This window comes from Nocardioides lacusdianchii, assembly GCF_020102855.1.
Classification (GTDB): domain Bacteria; phylum Actinomycetota; class Actinomycetes; order Propionibacteriales; family Nocardioidaceae; genus Nocardioides; species Nocardioides lacusdianchii.
This window is the reverse complement of the sequence record NZ_JADHZD010000009.1, coordinates 156,133-176,595: the sequence shown is the minus strand read 5'-3', so window position 1 is coordinate 176,595 and position 20,463 is coordinate 156,133. Positions and strand designations below refer to the sequence as shown.

The following is a 20,463-nucleotide window of genomic DNA, read 5'->3' as shown; positions in this document are numbered from 1 at the left end:
CCACCCGGGCAGCCCAGACGCCTGAGAGGGCCGGGGTGGTCTGTGTTCGGGGTCACGCCCCATCCGGATGGGTCGGTCCACCCCTGGGAGGGGGCGGATCCGCTCGGGCACCCGTCCGGAGGCGGACCTACCCTGTGCAGCGTGAAGGCCGTCGACCGGGAGATCCTGCGCCTGGCCGTCCCGGCCTTCCTCGCCCTGGTCGCCGAGCCGCTCTTCCTGCTCTCCGACGCCGCAGTCGTGGGCCACCTCGGCACCCCCGAGCTCGCAGGCCTCGGCGTCGCGGCGGTGATCCTCCAGACGGTGGTCGGCCTCTGCGTCTTCCTCGCCTACGGCACCACCGCGAGCGTCGCGCGCCACCTCGGGGCCGGCGACCTGCGCGCCGCGCTCGCCCAGGGGGTCGACGGCATCTGGCTGGCCGTCCTCATCGGGACCGTGGCCACCGTCGGCGGCGTGCTGCTCACCCCGGCGCTCGTCGGCGCCTTCGGCACCGGCGCCGAGGTGGCGGGCCACGCCGAGACCTACCTGGCGATCGCGTTCCTCGGCACCACCCCGCTGCTGGTCATGCTGGCCACGACCGGGGTGCTGCGCGGCCTCCAGGACACGCGTACGCCGCTGAAGGTGGCCGTCGCCGGCAACGCGCTCAACATCGTCCTCAACGTCTTCCTCGTCTACGGCCTCGACCTCGGCATCGCCGGCTCGGCGATCGGGTCCGTCGTCGCCCAGGTCCTCTCCGCCGCCTGGCTGGTGGCCGTGGTGGTGCGCGCTGCGCGTGAGCACGACGCCCCGCTCAGCCCGGACCGCGCCGGGATCCTCGCCTCCGCGCACGCTGCGATCGCGCTGGTGGTGCGCACGCTCGCGCTGCGCGCCTGCCTGCTCGTCGGGACGTACGCCGTCACCCGGGTCGGCACCCAGGGCACCGACGTCAGCGTCGCGACCCACCAGATCGCCATCACGCTGTGGACCTTCCTCGCGTTCGCGCTCGACGCCATCGCGATCGCCGCGCAGGCACTCACCGGTCGCGCGCTCGGCAGCGGCGACGTCGACGGCACCCGTCGGCTCACCCGCCGGATGATCCGCTGGGGGTGGGGCAGCGGGATCGTCGCGGGCCTGGCGCTGGCCGCGGTCTCGCCCTTCATCGGAGCGCTGTTCACCAGCGACCCCGAGGTGCGGTCGGCACTCGTCCCGGTCCTGCTCGTCGCTGCGCTCGGGCAACCCCTGGCCGGGGTCGTCTTCGTCCTCGACGGGGTGCTCATCGGCGCCGGCGACGGCACGTTCCTCGCGTGGGCCGGTCTCGTGGTGCTGGCGGCGTACGCCCCCGCCGCGCTCTGGGCGGCCACGCTCCCCCACGGCCTGGTCGCCGTGTGGGTCGCGATGACCGTCGTCTTCATGGGCGCCCGCGGGGTGCTGCTGTCGTGGCGTGCCCGCGGCGACCACTGGCTCGTGACCGGGACGCCCGTGCCTCGTTAGACCCGCAGACCGACGACCTGGGGGGACCATGCACCGACACCGCACCGCCGTCCGACTGGCCCTGCTCACCCTGCTGGCCGGAGCGCTCGTGCCGCTGGGCGCCGCGCCGGCCGCCGCGACCCCGGGCTGCCTCGACGAGACACCGCCGCCGGGACCGATCCCGGCGCTGCCCCTCTCCGACGGCTGCGACGACTCCACCCCGCCGGAGACGACGCTCACCGCGTCGACCACCCCCAACGCCGCCGGCTTCCTCGCAGCGTCCACGATGACCTTCACCGTCGGTGCGCAGGTGTCCGACGGTGACACCGGTCCCTTCGCTGTCGAGTGCACCCTGGCCGGGCCCGCGCAGGCGCACGACTGGCGCGCGTGCACCAGCCCCGTGACGTACGCCGGGCTGCCGGACGGCTCGTACGCCTTCCAGGCCCGCGCGGTCGACCTCGGCGACGCCGCCCGCAACCCCGACAGCCCGCTCGCCATCGGGACCGTGGCCGACACCCCCGACCTCGACCCGACGCCCGCGACGCTCGCCTGGATCCAGGACACCTCGACACCGTTCGTCTTCGTCACGAGCACGGCGTACGACGAGCAGACGCCGACCCAGCCGGTCGTCACCTCCAGCAGCGTGCCGATCCGGATCAACAGCAGCGAGCCCGGCTCCACCTTCGAGTGCCGCGACAACGACCGGGCTGTCCCCTGCACGGGCGGCCGCTTCGAGCTGTCGGCACCGGGCGCGGGTCGGCACCGGTTCACCGCACGCTCGGTCGACCGCGTCGGCAACGCCAGCGCGTGGTCGGAGCCCGTCGAGTTCTACGTGCCGACCGACCTCCGCCGGCAGCGCGGCTGGACGACGGTCCGCGGCGACGGCTACTTCCGCGGCGACGCCCTGCGGGCCACCCGCCGCGGGGCGCGACTCGTGCTCCCCCGCGCCACCGTCGGCGAGCTGCGGCTGGTCGCCGCCACCGGTCGCGGGTTCGGCAAGGTGCGCCTGCGCGTCGGGAAGCGGGACTGGCACGTGGTGAACCTCGCCGGCAAGCCCGCCTCGATGACCGAGATCACCGTCCTCGACCGCTACTCCGGCGTGCGCGCCGGCAAGGTGGTCATCGAGTCGCTGAGCAACAAGCCCGTCGTCGTCGACGCCGTCGTGGCGCGGCCGAACAGGTTCCCGTCAGCGGTCCGGACGAACAGTTCACCCGACCGGTCCTGAGTGCCGCGGACACCGTGCGGAGTTACGGCTCCGTTACGAGAAGATCTTCGGGCGTGGATTTCGTTGACACGGCGCCCCGTGTGACCTGAGATACAGGGGCTCCACCCCTCATCCCCGCCTGCACCACGTACGCCTTCGTTCTCGGGCGCGTCGTCGTGCCGTCGGGTCCATCTGTCGAACGGGAGATCCGCGTGATCCGTCGTACCATCGCGGCCGGCGCTGCCACCAGCGTCGCTGCCGCACTTCTCGTGCCGTGGGGGCCGGCTGCCAGCGCAGCCGAGTTCGACCCCGGCACGCTCCGGGCCGAGAAGGCCTCGCCTGCCAAGGCCCTCACCAAGGGCACGGTGCTCGAGCTCGGCACCGGCTCGAAGGCCGAGACCTACATCGTCCAGCTGGACGCTCCGGCCGTGCCGACCCGCGCCGGCGCGGAGAGCCGTGGCGAGGCCCGCGCCCAGTCGGAGTCGGCCTACCGTGCGGAGCTGAAGTCCGACCAGGCCGACCTGGTCTCGTCGATCTCCGGGATCACGGGCGGCAGCGCCGACGTGCTCTACCGCTACACCGAGGCGATCAACGGCATCGCGGTCAAGCTGACCCGCTCCCAGGCACAGAAGGTCTCCCGGCTCGACGGCGTCGCCGCCGTCCAGGTCGACTTCGAGCGTGAGCTCACCACCGACAAGGGCCCGGAGTGGATCGGCGCGCCGACCGTCTGGGACGGCACCAACGTGCCGGCGGGCTTCGAGGGCAACCAGGGTGAAGGCGTGATCGTCGGCATCCTGGACTCGGGCCTCAACCCGGCCAACCCGTCGTTCGCCGACGTGGTCCCCGAGTCGGAGGGTGGCGACGGCTACGACCACACCAACCCGCTCGGCGCCGGCAACTACCTCGGCATGTGCGACCCGGCCAACACCGCGCAGTACGTCGCGAACTGGGGCTGCAACGACAAGCTGATCGGCTACTACAACTTCGAGAACCCGGCGGCCGGTGGCAACCCCCGCGACGACGTCTACGACGACGACGGGCACGGCAGCCACACCGGCAGCACCACCGCCGGCAACCAGGTCGACGCCACGGCGTACGCCGCCGAGGGAACCCCCAACGAGTTCTCGGTGACGTCGACCATCAAGGGCGTCGCGCCCCACGCCAACATCATCGGCTACGACGTCTGCGACGGCGGATGTCAGGGTTTCTCCATCCTGGCCTCCATCAACCAGGCGATCCTCGACGACGTCGACGTGATCAACTACTCGATCGGCTCGGCCGCCGCGTCCAACCCCTGGACCGACCCCGACGCCGTGGCGTTCCTCAACGCCCGGGAGGCCGGCATCCACGTCGCGACCTCCGCCGGCAACGCCGGTCCCGGCGCGGCCACCCTCGGCAGCCCCGGCGACGTGCCGTGGATGACGACGGTCGGTGCGACCACCCACGACCGCAAGTACGTCGCCTCGGTCACCGACCTGGCCTCCGACGCAGGTGCCGGGCCCGCTGACGTCGCCGGCGCCGGCCTGTCCGGTCCCACGGACGGCGCCTTCCCGCTGGTCGACGCCGCGTCCATCAACAACAACGCGCTCTGCGAGGCCGGGAAGTTCCCGGCCGGCACCGACCTCGCCGGCCAGATCATCCTGTGCGACCGCGGTGTCACCGGGCGCGTCGAGAAGGGCGAGGTCGTCGCAGCACTCAACGCCGAGGGCATGATCCTGGCCAACGACGCGGCCAGCGGCGATTCCCTCAACGGTGACGCGCACGCGCTTCCCGCGGCACACATCACGTACGACGACGGTGTCGCCCTGCGGCAGTGGATGGGTTCGGTCACCGGCGAGGAGGCCGCGCTCTCCGGTTCGGTCGCCGACGTCAAGGACGAGAACGGTGACATCATGGCCGCCTTCTCCAGCCGTGGCCCCAACCGCGCCGTGTCGATGATCAGCCCGTCCGTCTCGGCCCCCGGTGTGGACATCCTCGCCGCCGCCGGCGCGGGCAACGAGGTCGTGTGGGAGTTCATCTCCGGCACGTCCATGGCCAGTCCCCACACCGCTGGCGCCCTCACCCTCCTCAAGGGCATGCAGCTCGACCTCCCGGAGGCCGAGCAGTGGAGCCCGGCCGAGGCGCAGTCCGCGCTCATGACCACCTCCGAGCGCGCGATCACCGACTCGGACGGCACGCCTGCCGACTGGTTCGACATGGGTTCGGGCCGCATCGAGCTGCGCAACGCCGCCAAGGCCGGCTTCGTCCTCGACGAGGACCTCGCCGGCTACCAGGCCGCGAACCCCGCGACCGGTGGCGACGTCCGCGACCTCAACACCGCCAGCATGGCCGACGACGAGTGCCTGCAGACGTGTGAGTGGACCCGTACGCTCACCGGCACCGCCACCGGCGCCGGCACGTGGACGGTCTCGGTCGAGAACATCTCCGAAGGTGTCACCCTCGCGACCGACGTCGACACCGTCGCCCTCACCGAGGGCGGCACCGCCGACGTCACCGTCACCGCGACGGTCGACGCCGGCATGCCGACCGACGAGTGGCTCTTCGGCACCCTGGTGCTGACGCCGCACGCCGGCTCCGAGGCCCCCGAGGCGCACCTGCCCGTCGGCGTCCTGCCGTCGGCCGGTGTGCTCCCCGAGTCGATCGACATCACCACCCGTCGTGACGCTGGCTCCCAGGCGCAGTCCGGCTTCGAGGCCATCGCCATCAGCGACCTGCAGATCGACGTCAGCGGCCTCGTTCCGGAGAAGCGCGTCGAGCTCTCGATCGTCGAGGACTCCACCAACACCGACGCCTTCGACGGCAACGGCACCAAGGTCGAGATGCTGGAGGTGCCTACCGGCGCCACCAGCCTCATCGCCGAGCTCGAGAACCCGACCGCACCCGACTTCGACCTCTTCGTCGGGACCGGCGAGGTCACCGAGGCCAACGTGATCGGCTCGAGCGCCAGCGCGGGCTCCGAGGAGTCGGTCGTGCTGGCCGACCCCGAGCCGGGCACCTACTGGGTGCTCGTGCAGAACTGGGAGGCCTCTACGGCCGGTGGCACCGACACCACCGACCTGGTGACCGCCGTGGTCGCCGGCGACCGGGGCAACCTGCGCGCCGAGGGCCCGGAGGGTCCGCTCGCGGCCGCCACTCCGTTCTCGATCCGCACCTTCTGGGACGAGGACGCGATGGAGGCCGGCCAGACCTGGCACGCCACGCTCACGCTGGGCAGCTCCCCGGCCAGCGCGGGCGACATCGGTGTCGTCCCGGTGACCGTGGAGCGCGTGGACGACGACGTGACCAAGACCGCGGACACGGCCGAGGCGGCACCGGGTGACACCATCACCTACACCGTCGAGGTCGCGCCCAACGTCACGCCCGAGGACCTGACCTACTCCCTCACCGACACGCTCCCCGAGGGCACGACGTACGTCGAGGGCTCTGCCACCGGCGGCGCCACCGCTTCCGGCGGCGTGGTGACCTGGGAGGGCACGCTCGAGTCGACCTTCGGCGACCAGGGCAGCTACAGCGTCACGAGCAGCAAGACCGACCCGTCGTGCGTCAACCCCTTCACCGGGACGGCGTCGTACTTCGACCTCTTCAACGCGACCAACCCCCCGGGCCAGATCCTCGCCCAGCCGGACTACGCCGGTGACAGCAAGATCTGGACGGCCTTCAGCGACACCACCCTCGGGTGGTACGGCGAGGCCTACCGGGGCGTCGGCTTCACCGACGACGGGTTCCTCGTCTACGGCGGCGCCGACAACGGGGCGCAGAGCGACGACGACGAGCCGTGGGTCCCGCAGGTGCTGCCGAACCCGGCGCTGCCCAACAACGTGGCGGCCGGCATGTGGCGCGACGGTCAGGTCTTCTACGACCAGGCCGCCAACTCCGGCGTCTCGTTGGCGAGTGCCTCCGGCGGCGCGGTGAAGGTCATCGAGTGGGACAACCTGGGCGGCTGGAACGCCCCGGGTGACTCCCTCGACATGCAGGTCTTCGCGTTCGCGGACAGCAACGACCTGGTGTGGGCCTACAACGACATCAAGGCCGACCTGTCGGAGGTGACGATCGGCACCGAGAACGCCGACGGCACCAACGGTCAAGCGCTGGTCAACAAGGCTGACGCGACCACCGCCATCACCAATGGCACGGTCGTGTGCATGACCTACGAGTCGCCCGTCAGCGAGCCGACCAGCTTCAGCTACCAGGTGACCGTGGACGGCGACGTCCACGAGCGCCAGCGGCTGGTCAACGAGGTCGTCCACACGACCAGCGACCCGGGCGCCAAGCCCGCGTCGACGACCCAGACGGTCGTGGTCAAGGGCGCCTCGGAGCGCAGCGAGGTCGCGCTGGCGATCAACCCGAACCGCATCGAGACCGGTCAGACGACCACGGCCACGGCCACGGTCTTCAGCGCTGGCGAGACGGCAGCCACGGGCGCGGTCGAGTTCTGGGCGGGCGACCGCCTGGCCGGCACCGGCACCCTCGACGCCACCGGCAAGGCCACGGCCACGTTGAGCGGTTTCGCCACTGCCGGGACGATCCCGGTGACCGCGAAGTACCTCGGTGACGCCGGCAACCTCGCCAGCACCTCCGCACCGGTCAACCTGGTGGTCTCGGCCCCGGGCGCACCGGCGCCGAAGGTGAAGTCGCGGCTCGACGTGGACGCACCGAAGGTGATCAAGAAGGGCAAGAAGGCCAAGCTCAAGATCGCCGTCTCCGCGCCGAAGGTCGTGCCGTCCGGCATGGTCGAGGTGACGGTCAAGGGTGCGCTCAAGAAGAAGACCTGGACGCTGACGCTCAACGAGTACGGCAAGGCCCGGCTCACGCTGCCGAAGGCGACCAAGGTCGGCAAGATCAAGGTGAAGGTCGAGTACCTCGGTGACGCCGCGGTGCTCGGCAGCAAGGACAGGCTGAAGATCAAGGTGGTCAAGAAGTGATCCTCACCTGATCCACACGGAGGGGCCGGCGGTGACACCACCGCCGGCCCCTTCGCCGTCTGCGGAACGTTTGCACCAGGGCTCGCGTCAGACCGGGGTGATGCCCGCGATCCGCCGACTGCCCCTGCTGCTGGCGACCTCCGTCCTGGTGGCAGCCTGTGGTGGCGCCGGTCCAGCCCCGGACAGCGAGGAGACAGCCGTGGACACCAGCCCATCGTCGAGCCCTCCAGCCAGCCCTTCGTCGAGCGCGCCGACCGACGTCGTGCGGGCGGTCGAGGACCTGTCCACCACCCTGCGCGTGACCACCGAGGAGGTGGAGGTGGTCTCCACCGAGGAGGTCACCTGGCGCGACGGCAGTCGCGGCTGCGCCAAGCCGGGCCAGATGTACACCCAGGCCCTCGTCGACGGGCTCAGGATCACGCTGCGCGTGGCCGGGCAGACCTACGAGTACCACTCCGGCGGCAGCCAGCCGCCCGCGCCCTGCGACGAGCCCACCGAGTAGCACGCGCAACGGCCCGCCACCTCCGGAGAGGCAGCGGGCCGTGCGGGTGGTGCGTGGTGCGTCGGGGCGTCAGGCCGGGACGACGTTGAGGGCCACCGTGGCGGACACCTCGTCGTGCAGCTTGACCGACACCTCGTGGGCGCCGAGCGACTTGATCGGGTTCGCCACGACGATCGTGCGGCGGTCGACCTTCTCACCGGAGACCTCGGTGATCGCGTCGGCGATCTCCGAGGTGGTGACGGCGCCGAAGAGGCGACCGCCCTCGCCGGCACGGACCTTCACGTTGACCGCGTTGGCCTCGAGCTTGCTCTTGACCTCCTTGGCGTGGTCCGCGTCGCGGACCGCACGGGCGGTGCGGGCAGCCTTGATCGACTCGATGGTCTTCTCGCCGCCACGGCTCCAGCGGATGCCCAGGCCACGGGGAACGAGGTAGTTGCGGCCGTAGCCGTCCTTGACCTCGACCACGTCGCCGGGGGCGCCGAGGCCGTCGACTTCCTGCGTCAGGATGAGCTTCATGTCTCGTGCTCCTCTCAGCGACCGGTGGACGTGTAGGGCAGCAGGGCGAGCTCGCGCGCGTTCTTGACGGCGATGGCCACGTCGCGCTGGTGCTGGACGCAGTTGCCGGTCACGCGACGGGCGCGGATCTTGCCGCGGTCGGAGATGAACTTGCGGAGCAGGGTGGTGTCCTTGTAGTCGACACCGGTCGCCTTCTCCTTGCAGAACTGGCAAACCTTCTTCTTGGGCTTGCGCAGAATTGCCTTGGCCATTGTGGTGCTCCCTTTCAGTGAGCCCGGCCCCGAGGCAAGTCAGGGACGGAATGGAGTTTCGAATATGTTGCTGGGTCGTTCCGGATCACGCTGAGGGGTTTCGATACGCCCTGGTCACGGCTTCGCAAGCTCAGCCGTGCGGGCTACTCAACCTGGTGACCTGACGCGGCTTCGCAGGCTCAGCCGCGGGTCCCTCAGAAGGGCGGCTCGTCGTTCCCGCCGGAGACCCCGGGCGTGGCCCACGGGTCGTTCGGCGGGGCGGACTGGCCGCCACCCTGCGGCTGGCCGCCCTGGGGCTGGCCGCCCCAGTTGCCGCCGCCGCCCTGCGAGGGAGCAGGGCTGGCCCACGGGTCGTTGCCGGCCGGCGCGGACTGACCGCCACCGCCGCCGCCACCCGAGTAGCCGCCGCCACCGCCGCCGGACCGGGTCGTCTTGGTGACCTTGGCCGATGCGGAGCGCAGCGACGGGCCGACCTCCTCGACGTCGATCTCGAAGACGGTGCGCTTCTCACCCTCGCGGGTCTCGTACTGACGCGACTTCAGGCGACCCTGGACGATCACGCGCATGCCCCTGGTGAGGGACTCGGCGACGTTCTCCGCGGCCTGCCGCCACACCGCGCATGCAAGGAACAGCGTGTCGCCGTCCTTCCACTCGTTGGTCTGGCGGTCGAAGGTGCGCGGGGTCGACGCGATCCGGAAGTTCGCGACGGGTGCCCCCGAGGGGGTGAACCGCAGCTCCGGGTCGTCGACCAGGTTGCCGACAACGGTGATCGTGGTCTCGCCTGCCATGTCAGGTCTCCTCAGAATGTCCTGCTGTGCCGGTGGTTCCGGGGGGTGCTCCCGGTGCGCTGCCCATCAAACAGGCAGCGACCGACAGCGGGAAGTGTCTTTCCACAGATGCCGCGAGGGCGATCAGTGGGCGTCGGGACGCATGACCTTCGTGCGCAGGATCGACTCGTTCAGCGTGAGCTGGCGGTCGAACTCCTTGACCGTCGCGGGCTCGGCCGTCAGCTGGACGACGGCGTAGATGCCCTCGGCGTTCTTCTTGATCTCGTACGCCATCCGGCGACGACCCCACACGTCGACGGACTCGACCGAGCCGCCGTCCTTGCGGATCACGTTGAGGTACTTGTCGAGCGACGGCTCGATGGTGCGCTCGTCGAGACTCGGGTCGAGGATGACCATCACTTCATAGGCACGCATAGCGGTCTCCACCTCCTCTGGGCTAGAGCGGCCACGGGCTTTCCGTGGCAGGAGGGACTGTGCGTTCGCGGCGCAGGTACGACGTTGGGTCGTGGCGCCACGTTCGTGCTGTGTCGCCCGGAGGCAACCGGAGAAAGATACCAGCGCTCGGGCCACCCGTCGGAATCGTTGCGGAGAGGGCCCGCAGGGCCTGTGGACGAGCCCCGCGCGGCAGGCCGGCGAGGGGCTAGCGTCGGACGGTGCCCACAGCAGCACCGTCCCGCACCTCCGCCGTCGTGGCGGGGCGCTACGTCCTGCTCGACCAAGTGGGCACCGGCGGGATGGGCTCGGTCTGGAGGGCGTACGACGAGCGCACTCGCTGCCACGTGGCGGTCAAGGTGCTCGGCCAGCACAGCTCGGCGCTCCTGGCGCGCTTCGTGCGCGAGCAGGCGGTGCGCGTGCGCCACCCGCACGTGGTCGCGCCCCAGGGCTGGGCGGCCGAGGACGACCTGGTGGTGCTGGCCATGGAGCTGGTGGCAGGCGGCTCCGTCGCTGACCTGCTGCGCGAGCACGGTCCGCTCGACGCCGGCACGGTCGCGCTGCTGCTCGACCAGCTGCTCACGGGCCTGGCCGCCGTGCACGCCGCCGGACTGGTGCACCGCGACGTCAAGCCGGCCAACCTCCTGCTCGAGGCGACCGGGGACGGTCACCCGCACCTGAGGCTCGGCGACTTCGGCGTGGCGGCCCCGATCGCCGACCGTCGCTTCACCACCGTCCCCGGCGCGATCGGCACCGACGGCTACATGGCCCCCGAGCAGGCGCGGGGCGCGCCGCCCGAGCCCACGCAGGACCTCTACGCCGTGGGCCGGGTGGCCCTCGACCTGATCACCGGCCTGCCGCCGACCCACCAGGGCGACGTCCCGTCGCACCCGCTCCGCCCCCTCGTCGAACGCCTGCTGGTCCCCGACCCCGAGCAGCGGCTGGCCACCGCCGAGGCGGCGCTGCGACTGCTGCGCCGGCTGCCGGTGCCCGATGCCGACCCACCCCCGGTCCCCGACCGCCTCGGACCGGCCCCGCGCCGGCGGCGTACGCCTGCGCTCCCGGCCGAGGTCGACTGGGCGGGGTGGGCGGCGGTGACGGGCCTCGTCGCCGTGGTCGTCGGCTGTCTGTGCGTCCTCCTAGGCTGGACGCCATGACCTCCCAGCAGTCCGCACTCCCCGTCGGGGCCCACGTCGACCAGACCGACCCGGTCGCCGAGGCGCTCGCCCGCGGGACGTTGCTGGTGCAGTTCTTCCTCGGCGACCCGCAGGGCTACAAGGGTCCCGAGGTGCGCTTCGAGGGTGGCGCCACCGCGCTGCGGGCCGCGGCGCAGGAGGCGGGTGTCGACCTCTACGTCCACGCCCCCTACATCGTCAACGTCGCCACGACCAACAACCGGATCCGGATCCCGAGCCGCAAGCTGCTCCAGCAGCACATGGACGCCGCGGCCGAGATCGGCGCGAAGGGGCTCATCGTCCACGGCGGCCACGTCAACAAGTCCGACGACCCGGCCGTCGGGTTCGACAACTGGCGCAAGGCGATCGAGGCCACCGACCTCAAGGTGCCCCTCCTCATCGAGAACACCGCCGGCGGCGACAACGCGATGGCCCGCCACCTCGACCGGATCGCCGGCGTCTGGGACGCGATCTCCTCGGCCGAGGGCGCCGAGCAGGTCGGGTTCTGCCTCGACACCTGCCACGCCTGGGCCGGCGGCATCGAGCTCGGTGACGCGGTCGAGCGGATCCGCGCCATCACCGGGCGCATCGACCTCGTCCACGCCAACGACTCACGCGACGACTTCGACTCCGGTGCCGACCGCCACGCCAACTTCGGCCAGGGCCGCCTGCCCGCCGACGAGTTCGCCGGGGTCGTCCGCGAGGCCGGCGCCCCCGTGATCTGCGAGACCCCGGGCGGCGCGGCCGAGCACGTCGCCGACTTCGCCTGGCTCCGCGAGCACCTCTGAGGAGCTCGGGCGAGGAGGTGCAAGAACTTCTTGACAGAATTTCTGCCCGACGTGCAACCGAATCGGCCCACGGCGCGTCTGTAGTCACGAAGGGGCCAGACACGTACGGGGGTCGTGCCTGGCCCCTTGTAGCCTTCTCGGGGTGACGACCCCCCTGAGCCTGCGCCCGATCTCCGCGCACGAGCACCGCGAGTTCATCGCTGGCCGGTCGTCCGCCAGCTTCCTCCAGACGCCCGCCTGGGCGAGCGTGAAGTCCGAGTGGCGCTCGGAGTCGGTGGGCTGGTCGCGCGGCAGCGAGCTGGTCGGCGTCGGCCTCGTCCTCTACCGCCAGCTGCCCAAGGTCAAGCGCTACCTCGCCTACCTCCCCGAGGGCCCGGTCATCGACTGGTCGGGCGACGACCTCGAGGCCTGGCTCACCCCGCTCGTCGCGCACCTGAAGGCGCAGGGCGCCTTCGCGGTCCGGATGGGACCGCCCGTGGTCACCCGCCGCTGGTCGGCCGAGCAGGTCAAGGCCGGCATCGCCGACGAGTCCGTACGCCGCCTCGGCGACGTACCTCCCCTGGAGCGGTCGCAGGACGGCGCGTGCGTGATCGCCCAGCTCCACGAGCTCGGCTGGCAGCAGCAGGGCACCGAGGGCGGGTTCTCCGCCGGGCAGCCGCAGTTCAACTTCCAGATCCCGCTGGTCGACGCCGAGGGCGCGCCGCGGAGCGAGGCCGACGTGCTCTCGGGCATGAACCAGCTCTGGCGCCGCAACATCAAGAAGGCGGACAAGGCCGGCGTCGAGGTCACCCTGGGCGAGCGCGGCGACCTCAAGGCCTTCCACGACCTCTACGCCCACACCGCGGAGCGCGACCACTTCACCCCGCGCCCGCTCTCCTACTTCGAGACGATGTACGACGCGCTCGCCGCCGAGGACCCCGACCGGATCCAGCTGTGGCTGGCCCGCCACGAGGGCGACCTGGTCGCGGCGACCATCGCCATCCGGGTCGGCACCCATGCCTGGTACTCCTACGGCGCCTCGTCGACCGAGAAGCGCGACGTCCGCGGATCCAACGGCGTGCAGTGGGCGATGATCCGCCACTCCCTGGCCGCCGGCGCCCACGTCTACGACCTGCGCGGCATCACCGAGACCCTCGACGCCGACGACCCGCACGTCGGGCTGATCCAGTTCAAGGTCGGCACGGGCGGCGAGGCGGTCGAGCACGCCGGCGAGTGGGACCTGCCGATCAACCGGGCCATCTACAAGGCCTTCCAGCTCTACCTCGCCTGGAGAGGGTGAGGAGCCGATGAGCCTCACCCTGACCGTCGACGGGGAGCGGTGGCGCGCCCACCTCCTCGCGACCGCGACCAAGAACCCCGGCATCGTCCCGGTGGCCAAGGGCAATGGCTACGGCATGACGCTGGGCCGGCTCGCGCGCCGCGCCCAGTGGCTCGCCGACCACGCCGAGCAGACCGGCGCCCGCCTCGACCTGCTCGCGGTCGGCACCTACGACGAGGTCGAGCAGGCCACCAGCCGCTACGACGGCGACGTCCTGGTGCTCACCCCGTGGCGTCCCTTCGGCGCCGCGCTCGCCCTCGACCCGCGGATCGCCTCGCGGGTCGTGCACACCGTGAGCCGGCCCGAGGACCTGGCCGCGCTCCGCGCGCACCACCCCGGCGCGCGCTTCCTGCTCGAGCAGCTCACCTCGATGCGACGCCACGGCATGACGCGCCGCGACCTCGCGACGGCGGCCGAGTACGTCGGGGAGCACGGTCACTCGAACGGGCTGCGGGGCGTCGCCATGCACCTGCCCCTCAACACGACCTCCCACCTCGGCGAGGTGAGCCGGCTCATCAACGACATCGTGGCCTCGGGCCTGCCCACCCGCACGGTGTTCGTCTCCCACCTCACCCACGACGAGCACGCCCGGCTGGCCACGACCTATCCCGACTTCACCGTCCGGCCCCGCATCGGCACCGACCTCTGGCTCGGCGACCGCGGGGCGCTGAAGGTCGGGGCCACCGTGCTCGACGTGCACGAGGTCGAGCGCGGCGACGTCTTCGGCTACCGCGGCCGCAGCGTCCCCAAGCACGGCCACATCGTGGTGGTCAGCGGCGGCACCGCCCACGGCATCGGCCTCGAGGCGCCGACCGGCGACCAGTCGCTCAAGGCCAGGGCGGCCACCCTGGCGCGCGGTGGCCTCGACGCGGTCGGCTTCGTGCGCTCGCCCTTCTCCATCGACGGCAAGCAGCGGCTCTTCGCCGAGCCGCCGCACATGCAGGCGTCGATGCTCTTCGTGCCCTCAGGCGCGCGGGTGCCCCGCATCGGCGAGGACATCGAGGTGCGGGTCCGCTTCACCGCGACCGAGTTCGACCGCGTCGTCATCACCTGAGGCGTCGCGCAGCACGGCGACCACCAGCCAGACCAGGCCGGCCACCCGCATCACCACCGCCAGCCAGTAGGCCCGCGCGTCGTCGGCGATCGTCGGCACGAGCGCCTGCCCGACGTACCACCCGGTGATGACCCAGCCGAGCAGGTGCAGGGCCTGCCACACCAGCAGGTCGCGCCAGCGGCGTACGGCGATCGCGGCCAGCGGCAGCACCAGCAGCGCCGACTCCGGAGGGGCCGACGGCGCCACCACCAGCGCCGCCGCGAGCAGCACCAGGCCGACGCGGGCAGCGGTGACCGGGCCCGACCCGGCGCGGCGCACGAGCCGCCAGGCCGCCACGGCGGCCAGCGCGAGCACGAGCAGCTGGACGACCGCACGCGTGGCGCGGGACCCCCCGACACCGGACTGCTCCAGCAGGAGCCAGATCGAGCCGAGGTCCGGGTCCTCGGTGGTGCCGCGGCCGGGCAGCGTGACCACGACGTACGCCGCTGCTGCCGCGACGAGGGCGTCGACGCGGTCGCGCAGCCGGCCACCGACGGCGACCACGCCGACGAAGGCCACCGCGACCGGGAGCGCGAACGCCGCACCGATGCCGGCGCCGACGCCGGCCACCCAGGCGCGGCCGGTCGTCCAGCCCCACAGGAGCACGGCGACGCCGACGGCGGCGACGAGCTCCCACGAGAGCCAGTGCACGAGGAGGACCGGGCTGAGTGCCCAGCCGGCCGCCGCCCACGGGCGACGGCGGTCGACCCGGGTCAGCAGCGCCGTGGCCAGGAGGGCGAGCGACGCCAGCAGCACGGCGAGCGCGGCCGTGGTCGCGACCGTCCCGGTGCCCGGCCCGAGGGCGGCCAGCCTCTCGAGCCACGAGGCGACACGCGGCGGGGTCGAGGCGTCGACGGGGGCGCCGGCCAGGTTGCTCCAGCAGAGCTGGGCGAAGGGCTGGTCGGCCTTGCTCCACCCCGAGGGCACGCACGCGCCCTTGCTGAGCATGCCGAGCGCCAGGACGACACCGGTGGCGCCGAGGAGTACCCGCGAGGCGTCCCACCAACGGTGGGCGGTGGCGTGGTCACCGACGGGCCCGCCGACGACCTCCGACATGGTCGCGACGACCGGGTCGGTGCGACTCGGCGCGTCACGGTCCCGGGCGTGCACCGCCGACCTCAGGGCCTGGTGTCGATGAGGGCCGGCCGCTGCTGGACGCGGCCGACCGGCGTCGGGGTCTCCGTCGGCGGGGGCACCGGGGTCGTGGGCACCGGCGTCGGCACCGGCGTCGGCGTCGGCGTCGGCACCGGCGTGGGCACCGGCGTCTCGGTGGGGACGGGCGTCTCCGTCGGCAGCGGGGTCTCCGTCGGCGTCTCGGTCGGCTCCTCCGTCGGGATCTCCACCGTGGGCGTCTGGGTCGGGGTCGGGGTCCGCGTGGGCTGCGACGTCGACGGGGGCGGCGGCGGCGGGGTGTAGGTGTCGGACCCGTCCGGTGCGTCACCGTCGACGTAGACCGGCTCCGGGAAGTCCTCGACCTCCATGCCCTCCATCACGCGCTGCATGATCGCGGTCCAGGTCTTGGCGGGGTAGTTGCCGCCGAAGTAGCCGGAGCGCCCGTCGGAGCTCGTGGGGAGCCACAGGTCGGCGCCGTCGGGTCGGGGCAGGTCGAGACCCTCACGACCCTTGCCCCGGACGTACATCACCGCGGTGGACATCTGGGGCGTCATGCCGACGAACCACGACGACGAGACGTCGTCGTCGCCGTTGGTCGCGGTGCCGGTCTTGCCCGCGGCGGGGCGCCCGAGGGCGAGGGCCTCGGTGCCCGAGCCTGACTGCACCACCTGCTGGAGGGAGTAGGTCACGTCGGCCGCGATGTCGGGGTCCACGGTCTCCTTGCTGCGCTTCGGCGCCTCGTAGAGGACCTCGCCGTTCTTGTCGACGACCTTCTTCACGACGTGGACCTCGTTGCGCACGCCCTCGTTGGCGAGGGTGGCGTAGGCGTTGGCCATGTTGATCGGGCTGACCTGCGCGGTGCCGAGGGTGACGCCGACGTTCTCCTGGAAGTCGATCGACTTGCGCGGGATGCCCCACTTCTGGGTCTCGTTGCCCGGGATGCCGAGGTCCTCGGCGGCCTGGATGACCTTCTGCGGGCCGTCGTCCATCGAGTCGACCATGTCGACGTAGGCGGTGTTGACGGAGTTCTCGGTGGCGTCGAGCATCGACACGGCCGAGCCGTAGTCGGTGTCGCCCTGGTTGCCGAACTCCGTGCCGGCGATGTCGATGGGGCTGTTGCCCTCGAAGGTGTCGTTGAGCGAGAAGCCGTCGCGGATCGCGGCGACGTTGGTCGCGGCCTTCATCGTGGACCCGGACATGCCGCCGGCCTCGGCCCAGTTGATCTGGGACTCGAGGTAGTCCTGGCCGCCGTAGAAGCCGAGCAGCTCACCGGTGCTGGTGTCGACGGTCGCCGCGGCGACGTGGAGGTCCTTGTTGCCGGCCGGACCGGGCATCCCGGCGTCGGGACGCTGCTCGTTGACGGCCTCCTCGACGTCGGCCATCACCTGCGGGTCGAAGGTGGTGGTGATGCGGAGGCCACCGCCGTCGATCTCCTCCTCCGAGGCGATGCCGCGGGCGAGGATCTCCTTCTTCACCAGCGAGAGCATGTGGCCCTTCTGGCCACCGAACTGGCTCTGCGCCGCGACCTTGGGGAACTTCGGCAGCCGCTTGAGCGCCTTGTCGCGCTCCTCGGTGGTGATGGAGCCCATCTCGGCCATGCTGTCGAGGACGTACTCGTAGCGGACCTTGAGGTCGTTCTTGGCCTCCTTGCCGTTGGCCGGGTCGTACCTCGTCGGGTTGTTCAGCACCGTGGCCAGGACCGCGGCCTCGCGGAGGGTGAGCTCGCTGGCCGGGTGGTCGAAGAAGGCCTTCGAGGCCGCCTGGATGCCATAGGCACCGCGGCCGAAGTAGATGGTGTTGAGGTAGCCCTCGAGGACCTCGGACTTGCTGAGCTGCTGCTGGATCTTGAGCGAGACGACCGCTTCACGGATCTTGCGCTTGTAGCTCTGCTCGCTGGTCAGGTAGAGGATCTTCACGTACTGCTGGGTGATCGTCGAGGCACCCTGGCGGTCGTTGCCGCTGGCATTGGAGAAGAAGGCGCGGAGGATGCCCTTGGGGTCGATGCCCTTGTCGGTCCAGAAGGTGCGGTTCTCCGCGGCGACCACGGCGTCCTGCATCGTCTGCGGCATCTCGCCGAGCGGGATGGACTCGCGGTTCTGGTCCTCGTAGTAGGTGCCGAGCTGCCGCTTGCCGTCGGCGTAGTAGACGAAGGTCGTCTGCGCCTGGAACGCCGAGTTGGGCGTGGGGATGCTGATCGCCTGGTAGAGCACCACGACGACACCGCCCAGGACGAGCGCCCCGACCACACCGAGGACCGCGAGGACCTTGACGACCTTGGCCGCGCGCTGCTTCGGCGTACGCCGCGCCTGGGGCCGTCGGGTCTGTGCCGGTCCGGTGGCTCTCCGCTTCTTCTGAGTCACCGGTCAAGGGTACGGGGACCGATGGGCCATCCTTGATTCGTCACCGGCGGATATATCGGTACGATAGGTCTCATGGCACGTCGTGGCGACACCATCGAGCTCGCAGTCCTCGGACTGCTGCACGAGGGACCCATGCACGGCTACGAGCTGCGCAAGCGGCTCAACCTGATGCTCGGATGGGGTCGGGTGCTGTCCTACGGCTCGCTCTACCCGGCGCTCAAGAAGATGTTGCGCGCCAACCTCATCACCGAGGTCGCCGCCACCACCACGTCGACGAGTCGTCGTCCACGCATCACCTACGAGGTCACCGAGGCCGGCAACGAGCACTTCCAGCGGCTCATGTCGGAGGTCGGTCCCACCGCGTGGGAGGACGACAACTTCGACATCCGGTTCGCGTTCTTCTCCTCCACCGACATGGAGATCCGCCTCCGCGTCCTGGAGGGTCGGCGCTCGCGGCTGCAGGAGCGGCTCGCCCGCGTGCAGGGCGAGCTCGAGCGCACCCAGGCCGAGGTCGACCGCTACGCCGCCGAGCTCCAGCGCCACGGCGTGGAGTCGGTCGAGCGCGAGGTCCGGTGGCTCTCGGACCTGATCCGTGCCGAGCGCGGCGACGGGGCACCGACCCCGCCGACCGCCCCGTCACCTGCACCGTTCACCACCCCGCGGGCCGCCGGCGGCGTCCCGACCACCAACGACTGACCACCAGTCAGCGAGACACGCAGAGAGAAGGAGAGCCCCATGGGTTCGGTACGAGTAGGGATCGTGGGAGTCGGCAACTGCGCGACCTCCCTCATCCAGGGCGTTGAGTACTACAAGGACGCGGACCCGACCGGGACCGTTCCGGGGCTCATGCACGTCGTCTTCGGCGACTACCACGTCAAGGACGTCGAGTTCGTCGTCGCCTTCGACGTCGACGACAAGAAGGTCGGCAAGGACCTGTCCGAGGCCATCAACGCCTCGGAGAACAACACGATCAAGATCGCCGACGTCCCGACGCTGGGCGTCGAGGTCAAGCGCGGCCCGACCCTCGACGGTCTCGGCAAGTACTACCGCGCCACCATCGAGGAGTCCGCGGCCGAGCCGGTCGACGTCGTCCAGGCGCTCAAGGACGCCGAGGTCGACGTCCTCGTGTCCTACCTCCCGGTGGGCTCGGAGGAGGCCGACAAGTTCTACGCCCAGTGCGCCATCGACGCCGGCGTCGGCTTCGTCAACGCGCTGCCCGTCTTCATCGCCTCCGACCCGGTCTGGGCCAAGAAGTTCGAGGACGCCGGCGTCCCGATCGTCGGCGACGACATCAAGAGCCAGGTCGGTGCCACCATCACCCACCGCGTGATGGCGAAGCTGTTCGAGGACCGCGGCGTCGCGCTGGACCGCACCTACCAGCTCAACGTCGGCGGCAACATGGACTTCAAGAACATGCTCGAGCGTGAGCGCCTGGAGTCCAAGAAGGTCTCCAAGACCCAGGCCGTGACGTCGAACCTGACCGGCGAGCTCGCCGACAAGATCGACAGCCGCAACGTCCACATCGGTCCCTCCGACTACGTCGCGTGGCTCGACGACCGCAAGTGGGCCTACGTCCGCCTCGAGGGTCGCGCCTTCGGTGACGTCCCCCTCAACCTCGAGTACAAGCTCGAGGTCTGGGACTCCCCGAACTCGGCCGGCATCATCATCGACGCCGTCCGCGCCGCCAAGATCGCCAAGGACCGCGGCATCGGCGGCCCGATCCTGCCGGCCTCGGCCTACCTGATGAAGTCCCCGCCGGTGCAGATGGCCGACGAGGTCGGCCGCGCCGAGCTCGAGAAGTTCATCGCCGGCGAGTGAGCCACCGCGTCACCCGACGCAGGCACTGACGCAGGCCCCGTCCCCCTTCGCGGGGGGCGGGGCCTGCCTGCGTCCCGGGGTCCGCGCGCCCGTACGCTCGCCCGCGTGAGAGCTCGCACCCCCCTCGTCGTCGGATTCGATCTCGACCTCACCCTGATCGACACCGCGGCCGGGTTCCGGCAGGTGCTGGAGGTGCTGGGCGACGAGCTGGGCGTGGAGTTCCCCCTGGAGGAGATGACCGCCCGGCTGGGTCCGCCGCTCGACCACCTGCTCGCGCCCTACCTCCTGCCCGAGCAGGTCGCCCCGGCCGGCGACCGGTTCCGGGCGCTCTACCCCGACCACGCGATCACCACCGTCCCGGCGCTCCCCGGCGCGCACGAGGCGTTCGAGGCGGTGCGCGCCCGCGGCGGGCGGGTGCTCGTGGTCACCGGCAAGTACACCCCCAACGCACAGCTCCACCTCGACCACCTCGGTCTCTCCTCCGACCACCTCGAGGGATGGGTGTGGGGCGTGGGGAAGGCCGACGTGCTGCGGCGCGAGGGCGCGCTCGCCTACGTCGGCGACCACGTCCACGACGTCGAGGGGGCCCGGGCCGCCGACGTGCTCAGCGTGTCGGTGCTGACCGGCGGCTGCACCCGCGAGGAGCTCGTGGCAGCCGGCACCGACGTCGTCCTCGACGACCTGCTGGCGTTCCCGGACTGGCTCGACGCCCACCTCGCCGCGCGCCCGTCCTGATC

17 protein-coding genes are annotated in these 20,463 nt (G+C 71.4%); 11 read left to right on the top strand and 6 right to left on the bottom strand.

Translation table 11 applies throughout. The features are described from left to right. The first annotated feature begins 141 nt into the window (after positions 1 to 141). The 4 genes from IRX98_RS14520 to IRX98_RS14505 all read left to right on the top strand — a co-directional run bounded on the left by IRX98_RS14520 (position 142) and on the right by IRX98_RS14505 (position 8,074). The gene (locus IRX98_RS14520; protein WP_224277883.1) at positions 142 to 1,467 is read left to right on the top strand and encodes an MATE family efflux transporter; all 1,326 of its coding nucleotides are present in this window, start codon (positions 142 to 144) and stop codon (positions 1,465 to 1,467) included. A 28-nt stretch (positions 1,468 to 1,495) separates the two neighbouring features. Beyond that, a complete protein-coding gene (locus IRX98_RS14515; RefSeq protein WP_224277881.1) occupies positions 1,496 to 2,671 on the top strand; it encodes a hypothetical protein in 1,176 nt (391 codons plus the stop codon). 191 nt (positions 2,672 to 2,862) lie between these two features. Then, positions 2,863 to 7,572: a S8 family serine peptidase gene (locus IRX98_RS23535; protein WP_224277880.1), complete on the top strand. Its 4,710-nt coding sequence runs from the start codon at positions 2,863 to 2,865 to the stop codon at positions 7,570 to 7,572. Positions 7,573 to 7,771: 199 nt separating this feature from the next. Then, the gene (locus IRX98_RS14505; protein ID WP_224277879.1) at positions 7,772 to 8,074 is read left to right on the top strand and encodes a DUF8738 domain-containing protein; all 303 of its coding nucleotides are present in this window, start codon (positions 7,772 to 7,774) and stop codon (positions 8,072 to 8,074) included. A 69-nt stretch (positions 8,075 to 8,143) separates the two neighbouring features. Here the strand turns inward: IRX98_RS14505 and rplI are convergent, their stop codons facing one another. The 4 genes from rplI to rpsF all read right to left on the bottom strand — a co-directional run bounded on the left by rplI (position 8,144) and on the right by rpsF (position 10,043). After that, entirely contained in the window at positions 8,144 to 8,590 is a 447-nt protein-coding gene (gene rplI, locus IRX98_RS14500) for a 50S ribosomal protein L9 (protein ID WP_224277878.1), read from the bottom strand. 14 nt (positions 8,591 to 8,604) lie between these two features. Then, positions 8,605 to 8,841: a 30S ribosomal protein S18 gene (gene rpsR / locus IRX98_RS14495; protein WP_056603689.1), complete on the bottom strand. Its 237-nt coding sequence runs from the start codon at positions 8,839 to 8,841 to the stop codon at positions 8,605 to 8,607. Positions 8,842 to 9,035: 194 nt separating this feature from the next. Beyond that, positions 9,036 to 9,629: a single-stranded DNA-binding protein gene (locus IRX98_RS14490; RefSeq protein WP_224277877.1), complete on the bottom strand. Its 594-nt coding sequence runs from the start codon at positions 9,627 to 9,629 to the stop codon at positions 9,036 to 9,038. Positions 9,630 to 9,752: 123 nt separating this feature from the next. Then, positions 9,753 to 10,043 carry a 30S ribosomal protein S6 gene (rpsF, locus tag IRX98_RS14485; protein ID WP_129479120.1) on the bottom strand — a complete coding sequence of 97 codons (291 nt, stop codon included), beginning with the start codon at positions 10,041 to 10,043 and terminating at the stop codon, positions 9,753 to 9,755. Between the two features lie 239 nt (positions 10,044 to 10,282). Here rpsF and IRX98_RS14480 point away from each other — a divergent pair, with 239 nt between their 5' ends. From IRX98_RS14480 to IRX98_RS14465, 4 genes are all read left to right on the top strand, one after another. Next, the gene (locus IRX98_RS14480) at positions 10,283 to 11,218 is read left to right on the top strand and encodes a serine/threonine-protein kinase (protein WP_224277876.1); all 936 of its coding nucleotides are present in this window, start codon (positions 10,283 to 10,285) and stop codon (positions 11,216 to 11,218) included. Further along, a complete protein-coding gene (locus IRX98_RS14475; protein ID WP_224277875.1) occupies positions 11,215 to 12,024 on the top strand; it encodes a deoxyribonuclease IV in 810 nt (269 codons plus the stop codon). The genes IRX98_RS14480 and IRX98_RS14475 overlap by 4 nt, the downstream gene beginning before the upstream one ends. A 142-nt stretch (positions 12,025 to 12,166) precedes the next feature. Next, the gene (locus tag IRX98_RS14470) at positions 12,167 to 13,303 is read left to right on the top strand and encodes a lipid II:glycine glycyltransferase FemX (protein WP_224277873.1); all 1,137 of its coding nucleotides are present in this window, start codon (positions 12,167 to 12,169) and stop codon (positions 13,301 to 13,303) included. 7 nt (positions 13,304 to 13,310) lie between these two features. Then, positions 13,311 to 14,396, top strand: a complete 1,086-nt coding sequence (locus IRX98_RS14465) for an alanine racemase (RefSeq protein WP_224277872.1) — start codon at positions 13,311 to 13,313, stop codon at positions 14,394 to 14,396. On the opposite strand, the gene IRX98_RS14460 is transcribed toward IRX98_RS14465, so the two are convergent. Further along, on the bottom strand, positions 14,307 to 15,545 hold the full coding sequence (locus IRX98_RS14460; RefSeq protein ID WP_224277871.1) for a glycosyltransferase family protein: 1,239 nt from the start codon (positions 15,543 to 15,545) through the stop codon (positions 14,307 to 14,309). The two genes, IRX98_RS14465 and IRX98_RS14460, sit on opposite strands and share 90 nt — an antisense overlap. Positions 15,546 to 15,553: 8 nt before the next feature. After that, positions 15,554 to 17,908, bottom strand: a complete 2,355-nt coding sequence (locus tag IRX98_RS14455; RefSeq protein WP_224277870.1) for a transglycosylase domain-containing protein — start codon at positions 17,906 to 17,908, stop codon at positions 15,554 to 15,556. A gap of 72 nt (positions 17,909 to 17,980) precedes the next feature. Between IRX98_RS14455 and IRX98_RS14450 the strand changes: the two genes are divergently transcribed. The 3 genes from IRX98_RS14450 to IRX98_RS14440 all read left to right on the top strand — a co-directional run bounded on the left by IRX98_RS14450 (position 17,981) and on the right by IRX98_RS14440 (position 20,461). Further along, the gene (locus IRX98_RS14450; protein WP_224277869.1) at positions 17,981 to 18,604 is read left to right on the top strand and encodes a PadR family transcriptional regulator; all 624 of its coding nucleotides are present in this window, start codon (positions 17,981 to 17,983) and stop codon (positions 18,602 to 18,604) included. 39 nt (positions 18,605 to 18,643) lie between these two features. After that, a complete protein-coding gene (locus IRX98_RS14445) occupies positions 18,644 to 19,726 on the top strand; it encodes an inositol-3-phosphate synthase (RefSeq protein WP_224277868.1) in 1,083 nt (360 codons plus the stop codon). A gap of 105 nt (positions 19,727 to 19,831) precedes the next feature. Further along, the gene (locus IRX98_RS14440; protein WP_224277867.1) at positions 19,832 to 20,461 is read left to right on the top strand and encodes an HAD family hydrolase; all 630 of its coding nucleotides are present in this window, start codon (positions 19,832 to 19,834) and stop codon (positions 20,459 to 20,461) included. The last annotated feature ends 2 nt before the right edge of the window (positions 20,462 to 20,463 follow it).

Bases quoted from the DNA above. Each gene is read 5' to 3' on its own strand.
- IRX98_RS14445 (WP_224277868.1), top strand. From the start codon at position 18,644: ATGGGTTCGGTACGAGTAGGGATCGTGGGAGTCGGCAACTGCGCGACC.
- rplI (WP_224277878.1), bottom strand. From the start codon at position 8,590: ATGAAGCTCATCCTGACGCAGGAAGTCGACGGCCTCGGCGCCCCCGGC.
- rpsR (WP_056603689.1), bottom strand. From the start codon at position 8,841: ATGGCCAAGGCAATTCTGCGCAAGCCCAAGAAGAAGGTTTGCCAGTTC.
- IRX98_RS14465 (WP_224277872.1), top strand. From the start codon at position 13,311: ATGAGCCTCACCCTGACCGTCGACGGGGAGCGGTGGCGCGCCCACCTC.
- IRX98_RS14450 (WP_224277869.1), top strand. From the start codon at position 17,981: ATGGCACGTCGTGGCGACACCATCGAGCTCGCAGTCCTCGGACTGCTG.
- IRX98_RS14490 (WP_224277877.1), bottom strand. From the start codon at position 9,629: ATGGCAGGCGAGACCACGATCACCGTTGTCGGCAACCTGGTCGACGAC.
- IRX98_RS14515 (WP_224277881.1), top strand. From the start codon at position 1,496: ATGCACCGACACCGCACCGCCGTCCGACTGGCCCTGCTCACCCTGCTG.
- IRX98_RS14475 (WP_224277875.1), top strand. From the start codon at position 11,215: ATGACCTCCCAGCAGTCCGCACTCCCCGTCGGGGCCCACGTCGACCAG.
- rpsF (WP_129479120.1), bottom strand. From the start codon at position 10,043: ATGCGTGCCTATGAAGTGATGGTCATCCTCGACCCGAGTCTCGACGAG.